Source organism: Bacteroides celer, assembly GCF_002632415.2.
Taxonomy (GTDB): domain Bacteria; phylum Bacteroidota; class Bacteroidia; order Bacteroidales; family Bacteroidaceae; genus Bacteroides.
The window spans coordinates 4,742,946-4,758,874 of record NZ_CP178209.1 but is presented as its reverse complement, the minus strand read 5'-3'; the positions used below and the strand labels follow the sequence as shown (position 1 = coordinate 4,758,874).

Genomic DNA, 15,929 nt, shown 5'->3' with positions numbered 1-15,929 from the left:
TGCTTTATAAGATTAATAGTAGGATAAGTGCCAGTGCACCGCAAAGGAACACGTATGCATATTGTTGTACCTGACCGCTCTGCAAACCACGGATCTCGTCGCTTGTTGTGTTGGTTGCCCATGCCAGGAAATCAAAGAATCCATCCACTACATGACGGTCGAACCATGCGATAGGAGTAGAGATGCAGCGGAAGATAATCTTATGCGTGATAAACTGGTATATATCGTCAATATAGAAGCGGTTATAAGCAGCCTTGTGCAGACCTTTGAACTGTTTTTCCAATGAATCGGCAACTGGTTGTTTGGCATTCTTGTACATCCATGTAGCGATTGCAATCGAAATAATCGCAATGACAACGCTCGTAATAGCCACCGACGGATCGAGATGGATAGAATAAGATTCACCATTCGAACTGATGAAGTGTCCGAAAGGAATAAATCCGGCTCCACAAGTTACTACTGCCAGGAACATCAGCGGGAAAGTCATAGCCAGCGGACTTTCATGTGGTGTGTGGTGTGCGTGGAGTTCTTTGTTTTCCTTGCCCCAGAAAATACCGTAGTACAGACGGAACATATAGAAAGCAGTCATCGCAGCAATTACTGTCATTACCCATCCCATTACAGGGCTGTATTGGAAGCAAGCAGCCAGAATTTCATCTTTCGAGAAGAAACCCGAGAACGGAGGAATACCGGCAATAGCAAGACAAGCAATCAGGAATGTCCAGTGAGTGATCGGCATATATTTGCGTAAACCTCCCATCGCGGACATTTCGTTAGAATGTACAGCATGAATGATACTACCTGCACCGAGGAAGAGCAATGCCTTAAACATAGCATGTGTGAAGAGGTGGAACATGGAAGCCATGTAGCCCAAACCTCCTTCGTGAGGATCCATGGAAGTACAAACACCCAGAGCTACCATCATGAAACCAATCTGTGAAATGGTAGAGAAAGCCAGTACGCGTTTAATATCTGATTGTACGCAAGCCACACTTGCTGCATAGAATGCGGTGAATGCACCTACCCAAGCAACCATGTGCAACGTATTCGGTGCATAGGCAATGAAAAGCGGGAACATACGTGCCACCAAATATACACCGGCAACGACCATTGTAGCCGCATGAATCAATGCACTGACCGGAGTAGGACCTTCCATTGCATCCGGCAACCAGATATGCAACGGGAACATGGCACTTTTACCGGCACCACCGACAAACATCAATCCGAGAGCCAACGGGAGCATAGAAGCTCCACCGCTTATCAAGGATACCGTGTCCGGGGTAAATCCGAATGTACCACCATAATATCCGTAAATCAGGATACCGATCAGGAAACCCAAATCAGCAAAGCGAGTAACAATAAACGCTTTCTTGGAAGCAGCGATGGCAGCCGGTTTTGTATAATAAAAACCGATTAGCAGGTAAGAACTTACCCCCACCAGTTCCCAGAAAAGGTACATCTGGAAGATGTTGGTTGCAACGACCAATCCCAGCATAGACATGGTAAACAGGGATAGGAAAGCGTAATAGCGTTGAAAACCGACTTCTCCTTTCATGTAACCGAAAGAGTAGATATGTACCATCAGTGACACGGTAGAGATAACAATCAACATCATTACTGATATAGGATCGAGCAGGATGCCCAAATCAAAGTGTAAGGTCTCTGTAAAAGGAAGCCACGTGAAGTTGTAAGGTATCAGTGTGGCGAATGTTCCGTCTTCCAGTCGTGGAGCCGAGAAATATTGGATAGCTGTAACGTAGGATAGTACCGCTACTGCTCCCAGTATCAGCGTGCCAATTGTGCCCGCTGTCCGGTGGGACATCCATTTACCTCCGATTCCCAGTATGAGAAAGGAGAAGAAAGGAAGAAGGAGTATTAGAATTGTTAGTTCCATACAGTTTTATTTTTATTACTTGATTTATTATTATTTGTTCTTGGTGAGAAACAAATCACCACTTCAGCTCGTCCAAGTTGCGCACTTGGATGCTTCGGAGATTACGATAAATGTTAATCATGATGGCGATGGCTACTGCAGTTTCCGCAGCCGAGATGGCGATGGAAAAGAGTGCAAAGAAATAGCCTTCCATTCCCTCCGGAAAGAGAAAACGGTTGAACACGGCAAAGTTGATGTCCGTGGCATTCAGCATTAACTCTACAGAAATCAGGATAGCCAGTGTGTTCCGGCGGGTAAAGAATCCATAGATTCCTGCAAACATCATGATGGTAGAAACTACCAGATAATATTCCATGTGTATCATATTCGAACTCTATTTTGATAGTTAATACTTGTTTATCTCTTACGTGCAATTATGATACCACCGATGATACAAGCCAGCAACAGGATGCTGACAGCTTCGAAAGGTAATATATAACCGTATTTGTCGCTACTAAGCAAAGCGTTCCCGATAGCATGAATGTTGATCTCGTGCGGGGCAAGATTAGCCGTCTGCATGAAATTATGTTTCAACGTGATAGTCAGGATAATTGCTAAACCGGCAATCATGGTAATGAGCCCGGCCAGGAGCTTACTTCGTTTTGCTTTCTCGGCGCGATCACCTTCTCCGCTGGTCAACAGGATGGAGAATACATAAAGAACGACGATACCACCGGCATAAACCATTATCTGAACAGAACCCAGGAAGGTGTAACCCAGCAAAAAATAGATGCCGGCCGTGCCGAAGAGCACGAAGAGCAGGTAGGTAGCCGAGCGTACGATACGTTGGGTAGTCACCGTCATGATGGACATTGCAATAATAAATGCTGCCAAAAAGTAGAATACTACTGTTTCAAGTGTTGATCCCATATCTAAACTTCTTTTTTCTTTTCTATTACTTTACTACCGTCATGATTTAATTTCAGGACAAGTTTCGTCCGGTCGAAGACTGCATGTTCGAAGTTCTGGTCGAACGTGATGGCATCGTGCGGACAAGCATTGACACAGAGCTGGCAGAACATACAGGCGCCCAAATCATATTCATAGGTTGCCAGGATTTTCTTTTTCTTTCCATCTTCTGTTTCGACGGTTTCGCTGGTCACTTTGATGGTATCGTTCGGACAAGCCATTTGACACAGTCCGCAAGCTACACAGCGATGTTCATTATTCTCATTGTGGGGCATATTCAGCGTACCACGGAAACGGTCGAACATTTTCAGCTCTTTCCGGTTTTCGGGATATTGCTCGGTCACTTTCTTACGGAAGTATACCTTGATGCTGGTTTTCATACCCGTTGCCAGTGTGCTGATGCCGTGCATCAGACCACCTAAGTACGTATATTTTTTATCTTTATATTCCATAATTTTCATTTATCAAAAGTGGAAGCCGAAAGCTACGCAGCATGCCATTAATAATAGATTTACCATAGAAATTGGAACCAGATATTTCCATTCCAGGTTCAGAATCTGGTCGATACGTAAACGTGGGAACGTCCATTTGATCCACATCAGAAGGAACACCACGAAGAATGCTTTAGCGAAGAACCAGATAAAGCCCGGAATATAATCCATTACAGCGTTGAATCCATCCAGCCCGACGATGTGTAACGGCATCCAGCCTCCCAGGAAGATAGTGGCGGCAACACTGGCCACGATAAACAGGTTCAAATATTCTGCCAGATAGAAGAAACCGAAACCCATACCGGAGTATTCAGTGTGGTATCCGGCAGTCAGCTCACTTTCCGCTTCGGGAAGGTCGAACGGTCCACGGTTACATTCTGCATTTCCGGCAATCAGGTAAATGATAAAAGCAATGACTGCAGGGATATGTCCCTTGAAGATGAACCAGCCGTCAGCCTGTCCTTCTACGATTTCAGAAAATTGCATGGTTCCCATCAGTACTACCATAGTCATGATACTCATACCAACCGAAAGTTCGTAACTGATAATCTGTGCACCACTTCGCATGGCACCGATCAAAGAGAATTTGTTGTTACTACCCCAACCGGCCAGCAAGATGCCGACAACTCCAATGCTGGAAGCAGCCAACAGGAAGAACACGCCCACGTTAAAGTCGAGAATCGCTGCACCTTTATTAAAAGGAATACAAGCGAAAGTCAGGAATGAGGCGATAATCACCATGAATGGAGCGAGATTGTAAAGGAAATGGTCGGCACCCTTCGGCATGAAGATTTCTTTGGTCATCATCTTGAGTACGTCGCAGACCACTTGAATAGAACCCCATTTACCAACGCGGTTCGGACCAAGACGACACTGGAAGAAACCGCAAACCTTACGCTCCATGTAGATCAATATGATAGCCAGGATGGCATACAGTGCTACGAGGCACACACCGACAGCTACACATTCTATAAAGATGGCTAATCCCTCCGGCATAATGGAGAGCAGTAGCTCATGTATCCAGTTTGTTACTATACTAAAGTCGAACATATATTTTTAATGATTAGGTTTTAAGTATTAAGTATTAATTCCATGCAGGAAATGACCTTTTATATTGGTATAGTCGGTTAATACTTGATACCTGTTACTTAATACTTGTTTTTTATCTATCAATATCCGGAACGACATAATCAATTGTTCCGCCAATAGCAATTAAGTCGGCAATCTTCGTTCCCCGGCAGATGGTGTCGATTGCGGCAACAAGCGGCAATCCCGTAGCACGGTAGTGCAGGCGGTAGGGCATTTTGTCACCCTGGCTTTCAAGGAAGACACCAAATTCACCACGACTTCCTTCTACTGCAGCATAATAACTGCCTTCCGGAACACGGATGATAGGCTTCATCTTCTCCTGATAAGGTCCTTCGGGAATATTGTCTATTAATTGTTCGATGATGTTCAGACTTTCCATGATTTCATCCATACGCACTAGGTAACGGGCAAAGCAGTCACCCTCCGTATAAACAATTTCTTTGAAATCTACTTTGTCGTATACACCGTATGGCATTCGTTTACGTACGTCACACGCCCATCCTGAAGCACGGCCTGTACCTCCGGTACAACCGAAAGAGATGGCATCTTCGCGGCTTAACACACCGACACCTTTCATGCGGCTTTGTGCGATGATGTTACCCGTAAATATATCGTGATATTCGTGGATGATTCCCCTCATATAAGGAATGAACTCTTTTACTCGTTTGACGAAGTTAGGATGAAGGTCAGCCTGTACACCGCCAATGGTATTGTAGTTCATTATCAGACGTCCGCCACAAGTCTCTTCAAAGATGTCGAGAATCTTCTCACGGTCACGGAATCCATAGAAAAATGCCGTCAACGCTCCTAAGTCCATGGCAAGACAAGAATAGAATAGCAAGTGAGAGTCGATACGTTGCAATTCATCCATAATAGTACGGATATACTTCACACGTTCGCTAACCTCGACGCCCATGGCTTTTTCAATACACATACACAGTGCATGGCGGTTCTGGTGTGCACCCAGATAGTCAAGACGGTCTGTCAAGGCCAATGTTTGAGGGTAGGTAAGGCTTTCATTCATTTTCTCGATGCCCCGGTGAATATAACCGCAGTTCGCATCAATCTTACGAATGATTTCACCTTCCAGAGAAACACGGAAACGCATTACACCATGAGTAGCAGGGTGTTGCGGACCGATGTTAACTACATACTCTTCTTCACCGAACAGCTTCATCTCTTTGTTTTTGATGGTTCCGTCGGGGTTCAGTTCTATTTCTTGAGTCGTATCAAACGTCTCTTCATTGGTCATACACAATGGGTTATCCTTTCCCGGATCATTATCTTTGCGCATTGGATAACCTATCCAATCGTTACGCAGATAAAGTCGGCGCATGTCAGGATGACCTACGAAGGTGATACCATAAAAATCAAAAACTTCACGTTCATAGAAGTCGGCTATCTTCCAAATGTCGCTGACAGATGGAATTTCAGGTAGCTCGCGGTTGGTTGTCGCTGTTTTTAGTGCTATCCGTTCGCCTGTAATGGTCGATTCCAGATGGTAGACCACGCCTAAACCGCGGAGTTTTTCCGGAGTGTCTTTCTCATCGGCTACTCCCCAGTCCATACCGGTGAGGCTTTCGAGAAAGTCCATCTGTTTGTCATTTCGCAAGCGCAGCATCTCGTCGTGTAACGCTGCAGGAGCTATAAATTGTATTTCTTGCATAAATCCTTTAAATTACAGAATGTAGAATCATTCTTCATTTTTTAAATAATCCGGTTTCTTCTCTTTTCTGTTTACTCCACCAAAGAACTTCTCTATTTTCACTTTGCGTTGCAATTGCATCATGCCATAATAGAAAGCTTCAGGACGTGGCGGGCATCCGGGAATATATACATCTACCGGAAGAATCTTGTCCACTCCGTTCACTACGTGATAGGACTTCTTGAAAGGACCTCCGCTGACAGCGCATCCGCCTACGGCAACCACATACTTCGGATCGGGCATCTGGTCGTAAAGTCGTTTCAGTACCGGAGCCATTTTATTGGTGATTGTTCCGCATACCATAATCATATCAGCCTGACGCGGGCTGGCACGTGCTACTTCAAACCCAAAGCGGGCCATGTCATAACGCGCGGCACCCAGTGCCATAAATTCGATACCACAACAACTGGTTGCAAAGGTAAGCGGCCACAGTGAATTGCTGCGCCCCCAGTTGATAAAGTCGTCAAGTACTCCGAGGGCAACATTGGCTCCTCCTGCATTAAGTTCCTTGACCAACTTTTCCAATGATTCATTGTCGATAAACTCATCATACGGAATAGATTTTATTTTTGGCTTTTTGGTTATTTCCATTCCAAAGCTCCTTTCCTCCAGGCATAAGCAAGACCCAGAACTAAAATGATAAAGAAGAAGAGAACACTAATAAGTCCCTGTGGTCCCATGTCGTGCATAACTACTGCCCATGGGAACAGTAAAGCAGTTTCGACATCGAACATAAGAAATAGGATGGCAAACAGGTAGTAACCTACGCGAAACTGCATCCATGATTTACCACGTGTCGGTATACCACATTCATAAGCCTCAAACTTTTGCAGATTGTATGAACGGGGAGAAATAGCACGCGAAAGAGCTACTACTACACCGACAAAAGCAAGCGCTGTCAGTAGAACAACAACTAAAAATGTAAAATTCATAATTCAATAGCTGTTTAGATTGAATATTATATAGAAATAAACAATTAGTCTATTCGCCCTATGGAGAATAAAACCAACTGTAATAAATGACGAGCAAAAGAGTCTACTGTACTGTAGGCTAAATGACAATCTTTCTCAACCCATATATATAATAGGAGATAGGATCGTAATAGTATGTAGGAGAATGGGATGAGACAGGGTAAGGTGGACTTTGATGTTTGTAATGGTCACAGAAATAAGCGATTAACAAAAACATGCTTTTATCTGTCGGAACATGTGCGACGTCTGTATGACTCATGTCACAGGTTTGCGTCGTATAAAGATTATAAAGACGTTCCAAAGCATCCTGAATCGGACGATCTTGTGATACATAGCATTTCTCCTGCCGATAAGTCGGGGAGGAAACTTTGCACATATCTTCCATTGCTCCATTAGTTGCACAATGGATGAGCAAAGCCAACACTAAAAGTAGTCCGAATTTTAAGCTTTGTTTCATCTTTCTCTTTTAACGGCTGCAAATATAGAACTAATATTTATACTTTTTGCAAAGTCCGTATGGCAAAAAAGCTTTTTTAACTCCATATCTTTTAGATTCATTTTTTAGTCAGCATGGTTTCACAAATATCATTTAGAATGGGGTAATTTCTCCATCTTCATTTGTTAAAAGATGCAATAAAAAGAATGTTGTAATAACCTACTAATACTTGATTACCCTTGGTGAATTCTTAATTCTTTTTCCAGAAATCGGAAGTGAAAAGTAGTAATACTGTAAACAATTCCAAACGTCCCAAGAGCATTAAAAAAGAAAGCAGCCATTTGGCGGCATCAGGCAATTGACTCCATGAAAAAGCCGGGCCGCATGTGCCGAGTCCCGGTCCCATATTACCCATACTTGAGATAACCGTTCCGATTGATTCCAGAAAACCGACTCCCAGCCCCATCATGATAAGTATGCTGATGATAGCGATGACTGCATATAAAAAAGTAAAGGCCAATACTGTAGACTGGATGGAAGGAGAAATAACCTGTTTGTTAACTCGCACCGGGAGCACGGCATTAGGGTGAAGAATATGTTTGAATTCGTTTTTCACAACCTGAAACAGGATAACCATACGAATACATTTTATACCTCCTGTTGTACTGCCGGCACAGGCTCCGATTATCATCACTATTAGAAGGCATCCCCAAAGAATAGAAGGCCAAAGCATATAATCGGCTGTGGCAAATCCCGTAGAAGTTTGCAAGGAAATCACTTGGAAAAGTGATTTACGGAACGCCTCTTCTATCTCCATAGAAGAAGTCTGATGAAGCCAGACTGCAATAAATATAGTAAAGAAAGAGACACACCAGAAATAGAACTTTAGCTCTGCATCATGAATGAACTTCTTTATTTTTCCATTGAACATCAACAGTAATAGCGTGAAGTTGATGCCCGAAAGAAACATGAAAATAGAGATTACATAATCTATATAGGGTGAGTGATAATATTCGATACTTGCTTGTTTGGTAGAAAATCCGCCAGTGCTGGTTGTCGTGAAAGCATGGCATATACTGTCAAACACACTCATACCTCCAAATACTAATAAGACAATCAATGTCCCTGTCATTCCGGCATAAATACCCCAAATCCATTTGGCAGTGATACCAATACGGGGATGCACTTTGTCATGAGTAGGACCGCTGGCTTCTGCTGCAAACACCTGAATCCCACCCACACCGAAAATCGGCAGAACGGCAATGGTGAAAAATACAATACCCAAACCGCCTATCCATTGCGTCATAGCCCGCCAAAAAAGTATTCCATGAGGCATTGACTCTATATTATTCAAGATGGTGGCACCCGTACTGCTGAACCCGGACATCGTTTCAAAAAATGCATCCGTAACACTTGGGATATACCCTCCTATATAATAAGGTAACATTCCGAAAAGGGAAAAGGTGACCCATGCTACACTGACTATGACATATCCATCACGGCGATTCAGGGATTTCACTGCGTCTTTCCCGATGGCGAGCAACAGAATACCGATGCTAGTGGTAATAGCCGATGAAACCAGAAAACTCTGCAAGTCATTCTCCTTATAAAAAAGAGAAACACCCCCACAACATAATAGCATAACTGTTTCTATCAGAAGCAGAAAACCCAGAATCCGGAATATCATCTTCGAGTTAATCATATACAAGTATTTGTTAATACTTAGTTAAAGAACTTCTCAATCTTTTTAATCATCATGCTTAGGCAGAATACGACTACATGGTCGCCGGGGCGGATTTGCGTATCACCTGTCACCAGGATACCTTCTCCGTTACGGATCATTCCTCCGATGGTGGTGCCTTTGGGGAGCCCCAGGTCTTTAATTAGGTGTTTGGTTATTTTGGCCCCTTCTGGTACGGTGAATTCTGCAACGTCCGCATTGGCAAAAGTCAGGCATTTCACATTAGACACGTCGGCGTCCAGCATCATTTGGTAGATATGGCTGGCAGCAATCATTTTTTTATTGATAACCGTGCCGATGTCGAGACTCTCTGCCATACCGATATAGTCGATGTTTTCCACTTCTGCCACCGTCTTTTCCACTCCCATACGTTTGGCGGCGAGACAGGCAAGGATATTCGTTTCCGAGTTGCCGGTCAAGGCTACAAATGCTTCGGTATTCTTTAGCCCTTCTTCGATAAGCAGATCCATGTCGCGACCGTCTCCGTTGATAATCATTGTTTTGTCATCCAGTAGCTCTGTCAGGCGGTTGCAACGGTTCAGGTCATTATCCACTATTTTCACCTGCATATAGTCCGGTACATATTGTGCAGTACGGACTGCGATACGGCTACCTCCCATAATCATTACATTGCGTACGTCGGCATAGTCTTCTTTGCCGGCTATCTTACGTATATAAGGAATGTACTTGCGGGTAGTGGTGAAATAAACAATATCATGCAATTTAATAACATCGTCTCCGCGAGGGATAATCGTTTCCGTTCCGCGTTTGATGGCCACTACATGGTAAGGAATGTTGGGACCGCCCAGCTGGTGCAGCGGTATATTCAGGATTTCAGCCTTTTCGCGCATCTTCGTACCAATCAGAACCAGCGAACCTCCGCAGAACTCCCACCATTGGCGTACCCAGCTCATGCGCATGGAAGATACGATTTCTTTAGCAGCCAGCATTTCCGGGTAAATCAGCGAATCTACTCCCAGCTTCTGGAAGAACTCTTTATTTTTGGGCAGAAGATATTCATAGTTGTCGATACGTGCCACTGTCTTTTTGGCTCCCAGGTTGGTGGCCAGCATACAGGCAGTCATGTTGCGGCTTTCGTCCGGTGTGACCGCGATAAACAGGTCGGCTTCTTTGACGCCCACTTCTTTCAATCCGGAGATGGAAGAAGGAGAAGCGGCAACAGTCAGCAAGTCAAAGTTGGCGCTAAGAGCACTTAGTTTCTCTTCGTCATCATCCATCAAGATAATATCTTGCTTTTCGCGCGATAACAGTTTGGCCAAATGGGTGCCTACGTTGCCGGCACCGGCAATAATAATCTTCATGTCAATTGATAAATTCTTTTATTTTAGTCAGAATCCCTTCTTCATCCATGCCGCACAGTTGGTACAGTTCGGCAACTGCCCCATGTTCTACAAATATATTAGGGATACCGATACGCTTTACGGTCGGTTTGTATTCGTTGTCTGCCATAAATTCGAGGACAGCGCTACCCATACCGCCTTTGATAATTCCGTCTTCGATAGTCAGGATACGTTGGAATTTACGTCCTGCCTCATGCAACAACTCTTCATCCAGTGGTTTCAGGAATCGTAAATCGTAATGGGCGATGGACAGACCTAAATCTGCTTCTGCCCGGGTGATGGCACGGGCGGCTACGTTTCCTATCGGTCCGATAGTAATCACTGCAAGGTCGCTACCCTCTTTCAGTTTCCGTCCTTTTCCTACCGGGATCTCTTCTAGCGGACATTTCCAGTCCACCAGTACGCCGCGTCCACGGGGGTAGCGGATCACGAACGGTCCCTTGTCCGGCAATTGTGCCGTATACATCAGGCGACGTAATTCATGTTCGTCCATCGGGGAACTGATAGTCAGATTAGGGATCGGGCGTAAACATGCCATATCAAAAGCTCCATGATGAGTAGGACCGTCTTCGCCAACCAGTCCGGCGCGGTCGAGACACAAAACAACAGGAAGATTCTGAATCGCTACGTCGTGGATGATATTATCATGCGCCCGTTGCATAAAAGAAGAATAGATATTGCAGAACGGTTGCAGTCCGTCTTTAGCCATCCCTCCGGAGAAGGTAACCGCATGTCCTTCGGCAATACCGACATCGAAAGCGCGTTTCGGCATTTTCTCCATTAGTATATTCATCGAACAGCCGCTGGGCATGGCGGGAGTGACACCGACAATCTTCGGGTTGGCTTCGGCAAGTTCCACCAGTGTATTTCCAAATACGTCTTGGAAAAGCGGAGGCATTCCTTCGGTGTTGGCAATGAAACGTTCGCCGGTGACGGGATCGAATTTGCCGGGAGCATGCCATTCGGTAGCGTGTTTCTCTGCCGGACCGAATCCTTTTCCTTTGATAGTGTGCAGGTGCAGGATTTTAGGTCCTTGCATATCTTTGATATCACGTAATACTCTTGCCAGGTTCTTTACGTCGTGTCCGTCTATCGGACCGAAGTAACGGATATTCATCCCTTCAAAAATATTCTGTTGCTGTGCCGCCATTGATTTCAGGCTATTTCCGAAACGGATGAGTGCTTTGCGGCGTTCTTCGTTTAAAATGCCAAGTTTGAACAGCATGCGCGAGAGCTTGAAACGTAGCTGATTATAGCGGTTGGAAGTTGTCAGGTTGAAAAGATACTGCTTCATGCCTCCTACGCTGCGGTCGATTGCCATATCATTGTCATTCAGGATAATGAGCAGGTTGTTCGACGTGGCAGATGCGTTGTTCAATCCTTCAAAAGCCAGTCCGCCACTCATTGATCCGTCGCCGATAATGGCTACTACATGGCGTTTGGCGTCTCCTTTCCGGGCGGCTGCGACAGCCATACCGAGAGCGGCAGAAATAGAATTGGAAGCGTGTCCGCACGTGAAAGTATCATATTCGCTTTCTTCCGGAGATGGGAAAGGGCGGATTCCTCCGAGTTTCCTGTTTGTGGAAAATGCTTCACGGCGTCCTGTAAGAATTTTGTGGCCGTATGCCTGATGTCCCACGTCCCATACAATACGGTCGTATGGTGTATTGTAGACGTAGTGCAGAGCTACGGTTAGTTCCACGGTCCCCAGGCTGGCGGCGAAATGTCCGGGATTGCAGCAGAGTTCTTTAATAATGTCTTGTCTTAGTTCACCGCATACTTCCGGCAGTTGCTCTACGGTTAGTTTACGTAGGTCTTCGGGGTAATTGATGGAGTTTAACAAGTTATATGTTGGTTCACTATTCATGATTCTAGGAAATTTAGTGCAAAAATACGAAAAGAAAGTATATTCGACCTCCTTTTCGGCGAAAAACTTATTTTGTTTCCTACTGTCTAATCAGTCTGTAGTACCAATAATAAATGAGAGTAGGTTAACTATCCAGTTAATCTAAATGGTTACTTTTTATCAATGAACTAATCATTTTACATGTATGTCTTCTTGTTTTATTCCTTTAAATAATGGTTGGAATTCATTGGCTATTTTATCCAATAATTGATTAGAAATATTCATTGATAACTGATTTGTATGAATGAGGATTTTGTTGTTTCCTTTATGTAAATTATACCAATTATTCTCAACTTCGATTGTGCGTTCATCCCATTTAACCTCAAATAACTTCTGTAAATCAATAATATCTTTATATTGGCGGACATAATGACCGCAAGCTATTATGATGATAGGAAAAGACTTAAAAAAAGGGTGATTCAATAAATTTGTAGTCCTATTTTTGATAGATTCTGTAACTTCGGGGCTTTCCTTGCTATAAAGACTACATATGCCACTGAATTCTGTAATAAAGCAATATTTTAGAAAGTCTATTTCATCATTTTTTGTTCTATCTGGATGATTACTATCGATAGCCCTTATTTTATCTATAAGTTTTTGATAGTTATACCATGTAGTATTGGTCCCGTGATTTTCATTTCTTTTCTTTTGAGTGAATAGTTGTCCTTTAAAAGGGAATAATGGACTGAATTTTTCTTCTCTAGGGCATTCAGAAAACCAAGAAGGTATATTATCAGGATTTTGTTTGTTTGTATCATTTATGATACTTAACCACTGTTCTCCGTTTTTTGTTATACTCAACTCATAAATGTTATCTGGGTCATGTTTTGGATCAATAGCACATTCTTTGCCGATAATTAAAATATCAGCATCAGGATTTCCATAGCCAATGAATTCCGCTTTGTCATTATCTTTTGTGAGTTTTTTATCTCTTATGAGTTCTTTAAAATAATAGTTTTTCATATTCTGGTTATTTAAATATTGGAAAATGTTAATAAACTAGCCATTATTAGTTATGTCATTTTTTGATTTTTTCATTTGCTCTGTACGTTTCGGTGATTTTCTTTTTTAAGATGATTAATTTAGTTACAGTTCCTCTCAATTCCTTTTTATATTGAAGAGTGTTTTCACAATCACCAACCGTTAAAGTTGACAATATATATAACTTCATATTGACAATCGTTTCAGCAGTCTGCTTACTAATGTTGAACTTTTGCATCAGACTTAGGATGGCTTTTGGAGTACTATTCTCATGTCTAATAGTGGATATAATTGTAGGGATGTTATCTATAATATTGCAAAGTTCTTTATATACTTTAATGTCTTCTTCTATTTTGCAAGCCCATAAATTCAGATTATCGTAAATATACTGATAGATACTTTCATGCCAAATAATTTTGTAATATGGAATTGATAAATTTATTTCAGTTCGATCTAAATCGTCGACATCGTAGTTTATTTCTGTTTCATCACTAGGATCATAATCTTCTATTTCAGGTAGTGTCCATTCAGAATAGCCGAATTCTTTTTCATAATATGAATTTATTTCTTCTGAATTTTTAGATGCATCATTGAAGACTTGATTATCTTCTTCTTCTGCAATATTATTGTTCAGAAGTTTTTTGGCACGTATAAAAAAAGCTCTTACACAAGAATCCTGTATGAATGAAATATTGTTCCAGTTCCAGTCGGTATCTATGATACTAAATAAATCAACTCCTTGTATGGATAGTATTCCGTTTTGGTTATCTGCTTTTAGGCTAACTTGTATGTTATTCATATTATGGATAATTATATTTTGCAGTTTGTTGGTTTGATTATCAGATAAAGACAAAGATAAGAAAGTTCTTTTGCTTCTCCAATTATTTGTCATATCTTTATTGTACTTTTGCTTCGAGAAAAAGTTTAAAAAACAATATATTCAATAGATGTCTATTAATGAACTTATAAACCAGTCTGAAGGTCGGCGTTTAGAATTTAAAGGTGAGCTTCCTACAAATTCTGATTTAGCAAAAACTGTAGTGGCTTTTGCCAATGATGCGGGAGGTGAAATTTATATAGGTATCAATGATAACCCGCGACAGATAATAGGGTTGTCAGAAGAAGAATTACCTCGTATTGAAGAGCAAATTAGTAATTTAATATATGATAGATGTTATCCGATTATATTACCTGAAGTCTCTTTTTTAACTATAGAGGACAAACACCTTATTAAAGTGTGTATTTATCGTGGAAGTATGCCCCCTTACTATCTTAAAGATAAAGGGAAGCTGAAAGGAACTTATATTAGGGTTGGTTCAACCAATAAACTAGCTGATGAAACAATTATTGCAGAGTTAGAGCGGAGACGGAGAAATATTTCTTTTGATAGTGAGGTTGTCATGGATAAGTCCGCAGATGAATTGGATATAAGTGGGTTTAAATTACTCTACAAAGAGAAAACAGGTGAAGATTTAAATATTCAAGTACTTCGTAAACTGGAATTGGTTAAGACTGAACAGGATAAAGAATATCCTACAAAAGCTTTACTTCTATTTTCGGATGATAATTTGCGTAATTCTATGTTTCCGAATGCCAAAGTTGAATGTGCCCGTTTCAAAGGGACAGGAACGGAAGAGTTTTTAGATCAAAAAAGTATTATTGTCCACATTGGGTTACAGGCGGAAGAAACTTATAACTTTGTACTTCGGCATATTAATAAAGCAGCAAATATAGAGGGAGTATATACGGTTTCACGTTGGGAGTATCCAGTGAAGGCAATAAGGGAGATTATCCGTAATGCGATTGTACATAGAGATTATTCTCTGACAGGAAAAGATGTCAAAGTTGCCATATATGATGATATGGTTGAGATCACAAGTCCTGGTCTTTTACCACCCTCTATTGATTATTCGGCAATGGAGAGCCGCCAATCAAATGCAAGAAATAAAGTAATAGCTCCTGTGTTTAAAAGACTTGGCATCATTGACCAATGGGGTAATGGATTGAAAATGGTGGCTGAAGAAATGAAATCTTATCCTGAAATTGATTTATGTTGGAAGGAGGTTGGTTTGTCTTTTCAAGTACAGTTTATTAAAAAGAACTATCAGGAGAATACAAATATGGAAGATAGTGCCGATAATGAACGAAGACCGGCTCAATATACTACCCAACATACTACCCAATCTACTACCCAATACACTACCCAGAAATTAACAGAAGCCCAAAATATGATTTTAAGTTATCTAAGAGAACATCCGGAGGCCACACGGGCGGATTTAAATAGTCATATTGAAGGTATAACAGTCGATGGTATAAAATATAACTTGGCACGTTTACAGGAGTTGGGCTTATTAAAACGCGTAGGAAGCAAACGATATGGGTATTGGGTAGTGCTTGGAGAATAGT

General features: G+C 42.1%; 15 protein-coding genes. 1 reads left to right on the top strand and 14 read right to left on the bottom strand.

What is annotated here, in order from left to right; all coding sequences use genetic code 11:
- Nucleotides 1-4 precede the first annotated feature (4 nt).
- The 14 genes from nuoL to CJF29_RS19320 all read right to left on the bottom strand — a co-directional run bounded on the left by nuoL (nucleotide 5) and on the right by CJF29_RS19320 (nucleotide 14,415).
- On the bottom strand, nucleotides 5-1,894 hold the full coding sequence (nuoL, locus tag CJF29_RS19385) for an NADH-quinone oxidoreductase subunit L (RefSeq protein WP_004305340.1): 1,890 nt from the start codon (nucleotides 1,892-1,894) through the stop codon (nucleotides 5-7).
- A gap of 55 nt (nucleotides 1,895-1,949) precedes the next feature.
- A complete protein-coding gene (gene nuoK, locus CJF29_RS19380; RefSeq protein WP_004301460.1) occupies nucleotides 1,950-2,258 on the bottom strand; it encodes an NADH-quinone oxidoreductase subunit NuoK in 309 nt (102 codons plus the stop codon).
- Between the two features lie 32 nt (nucleotides 2,259-2,290).
- Nucleotides 2,291-2,803, bottom strand: a complete 513-nt coding sequence (locus CJF29_RS19375; RefSeq protein ID WP_004301461.1) for an NADH-quinone oxidoreductase subunit J — start codon at nucleotides 2,801-2,803, stop codon at nucleotides 2,291-2,293.
- 2 nt (nucleotides 2,804-2,805) lie between these two features.
- Nucleotides 2,806-3,294 (bottom strand): 4Fe-4S binding protein, encoded by a 489-nt coding sequence (locus CJF29_RS19370; protein WP_004320984.1) that lies wholly within the window; start codon nucleotides 3,292-3,294, stop codon nucleotides 2,806-2,808.
- Between the two features lie 12 nt (nucleotides 3,295-3,306).
- Nucleotides 3,307-4,383, bottom strand: a complete 1,077-nt coding sequence (gene nuoH / locus CJF29_RS19365; protein WP_004301463.1) for an NADH-quinone oxidoreductase subunit NuoH — start codon at nucleotides 4,381-4,383, stop codon at nucleotides 3,307-3,309.
- 112 nt (nucleotides 4,384-4,495) lie between these two features.
- A complete protein-coding gene (locus tag CJF29_RS19360) occupies nucleotides 4,496-6,088 on the bottom strand; it encodes an NADH-quinone oxidoreductase subunit D (RefSeq protein WP_099145982.1) in 1,593 nt (530 codons plus the stop codon).
- A gap of 27 nt (nucleotides 6,089-6,115) precedes the next feature.
- Nucleotides 6,116-6,718: an NADH-quinone oxidoreductase subunit B gene (locus tag CJF29_RS19355; RefSeq protein WP_004301465.1), complete on the bottom strand. Its 603-nt coding sequence runs from the start codon at nucleotides 6,716-6,718 to the stop codon at nucleotides 6,116-6,118.
- Entirely contained in the window at nucleotides 6,709-7,059 is a 351-nt protein-coding gene (locus CJF29_RS19350) for an NADH-quinone oxidoreductase subunit A (RefSeq protein WP_004301466.1), read from the bottom strand. The genes CJF29_RS19355 and CJF29_RS19350 overlap by 10 nt, the downstream gene beginning before the upstream one ends.
- A gap of 118 nt (nucleotides 7,060-7,177) precedes the next feature.
- Entirely contained in the window at nucleotides 7,178-7,555 is a 378-nt protein-coding gene (locus CJF29_RS19345; RefSeq protein ID WP_004312115.1) for a hypothetical protein, read from the bottom strand.
- A 229-nt stretch (nucleotides 7,556-7,784) separates the two neighbouring features.
- Nucleotides 7,785-9,236, bottom strand: a complete 1,452-nt coding sequence (locus tag CJF29_RS19340; protein ID WP_087321471.1) for a TrkH family potassium uptake protein — start codon at nucleotides 9,234-9,236, stop codon at nucleotides 7,785-7,787.
- Between the two features lie 20 nt (nucleotides 9,237-9,256).
- Entirely contained in the window at nucleotides 9,257-10,597 is a 1,341-nt protein-coding gene (trkA, locus tag CJF29_RS19335; protein ID WP_004305310.1) for a Trk system potassium transporter TrkA, read from the bottom strand.
- A 1-nt stretch (nucleotide 10,598) separates the two neighbouring features.
- Nucleotides 10,599-12,503: a 1-deoxy-D-xylulose-5-phosphate synthase gene (gene dxs / locus CJF29_RS19330; RefSeq protein WP_004301493.1), complete on the bottom strand. Its 1,905-nt coding sequence runs from the start codon at nucleotides 12,501-12,503 to the stop codon at nucleotides 10,599-10,601.
- A 171-nt stretch (nucleotides 12,504-12,674) separates the two neighbouring features.
- Nucleotides 12,675-13,505 carry a hypothetical protein gene (locus tag CJF29_RS19325; protein WP_074556825.1) on the bottom strand — a complete coding sequence of 277 codons (831 nt, stop codon included), beginning with the start codon at nucleotides 13,503-13,505 and terminating at the stop codon, nucleotides 12,675-12,677.
- 55 nt (nucleotides 13,506-13,560) lie between these two features.
- Nucleotides 13,561-14,415, bottom strand: a complete 855-nt coding sequence (locus CJF29_RS19320) for a DNA gyrase subunit A (RefSeq protein ID WP_141561011.1) — start codon at nucleotides 14,413-14,415, stop codon at nucleotides 13,561-13,563.
- A 55-nt stretch (nucleotides 14,416-14,470) separates the two neighbouring features.
- On the opposite strand from CJF29_RS19320, the gene CJF29_RS19315 reads away from it, so the two are divergent.
- Nucleotides 14,471-15,928, top strand: a complete 1,458-nt coding sequence (locus CJF29_RS19315) for an RNA-binding domain-containing protein (protein WP_074556824.1) — start codon at nucleotides 14,471-14,473, stop codon at nucleotides 15,926-15,928.
- Nucleotide 15,929: the final 1 nt, after the last annotated feature.

Bases quoted from the DNA above. Each gene is read 5' to 3' on its own strand.
- nuoL (WP_004305340.1), bottom strand. From the start codon at position 1,894: ATGGAACTAACAATTCTAATACTCCTTCTTCCTTTCTTCTCCTTTCTC.
- nuoK (WP_004301460.1), bottom strand. From the start codon at position 2,258: ATGATACACATGGAATATTATCTGGTAGTTTCTACCATCATGATGTTT.
- CJF29_RS19375 (WP_004301461.1), bottom strand. From the start codon at position 2,803: ATGGGATCAACACTTGAAACAGTAGTATTCTACTTTTTGGCAGCATTT.
- CJF29_RS19370 (WP_004320984.1), bottom strand. From the start codon at position 3,294: ATGGAATATAAAGATAAAAAATATACGTACTTAGGTGGTCTGATGCAC.
- nuoH (WP_004301463.1), bottom strand. From the start codon at position 4,383: ATGTTCGACTTTAGTATAGTAACAAACTGGATACATGAGCTACTGCTC.
- CJF29_RS19360 (WP_099145982.1), bottom strand. From the start codon at position 6,088: ATGCAAGAAATACAATTTATAGCTCCTGCAGCGTTACACGACGAGATG.
- CJF29_RS19355 (WP_004301465.1), bottom strand. From the start codon at position 6,718: ATGGAAATAACCAAAAAGCCAAAAATAAAATCTATTCCGTATGATGAG.
- CJF29_RS19350 (WP_004301466.1), bottom strand. From the start codon at position 7,059: ATGAATTTTACATTTTTAGTTGTTGTTCTACTGACAGCGCTTGCTTTT.
- CJF29_RS19345 (WP_004312115.1), bottom strand. From the start codon at position 7,555: ATGAAACAAAGCTTAAAATTCGGACTACTTTTAGTGTTGGCTTTGCTC.
- CJF29_RS19340 (WP_087321471.1), bottom strand. From the start codon at position 9,236: ATGATTAACTCGAAGATGATATTCCGGATTCTGGGTTTTCTGCTTCTG.
- trkA (WP_004305310.1), bottom strand. From the start codon at position 10,597: ATGAAGATTATTATTGCCGGTGCCGGCAACGTAGGCACCCATTTGGCC.
- dxs (WP_004301493.1), bottom strand. From the start codon at position 12,503: ATGAATAGTGAACCAACATATAACTTGTTAAACTCCATCAATTACCCC.
- CJF29_RS19325 (WP_074556825.1), bottom strand. From the start codon at position 13,505: ATGAAAAACTATTATTTTAAAGAACTCATAAGAGATAAAAAACTCACA.
- CJF29_RS19320 (WP_141561011.1), bottom strand. From the start codon at position 14,415: ATGACAAATAATTGGAGAAGCAAAAGAACTTTCTTATCTTTGTCTTTA.
- CJF29_RS19315 (WP_074556824.1), top strand. From the start codon at position 14,471: ATGTCTATTAATGAACTTATAAACCAGTCTGAAGGTCGGCGTTTAGAA.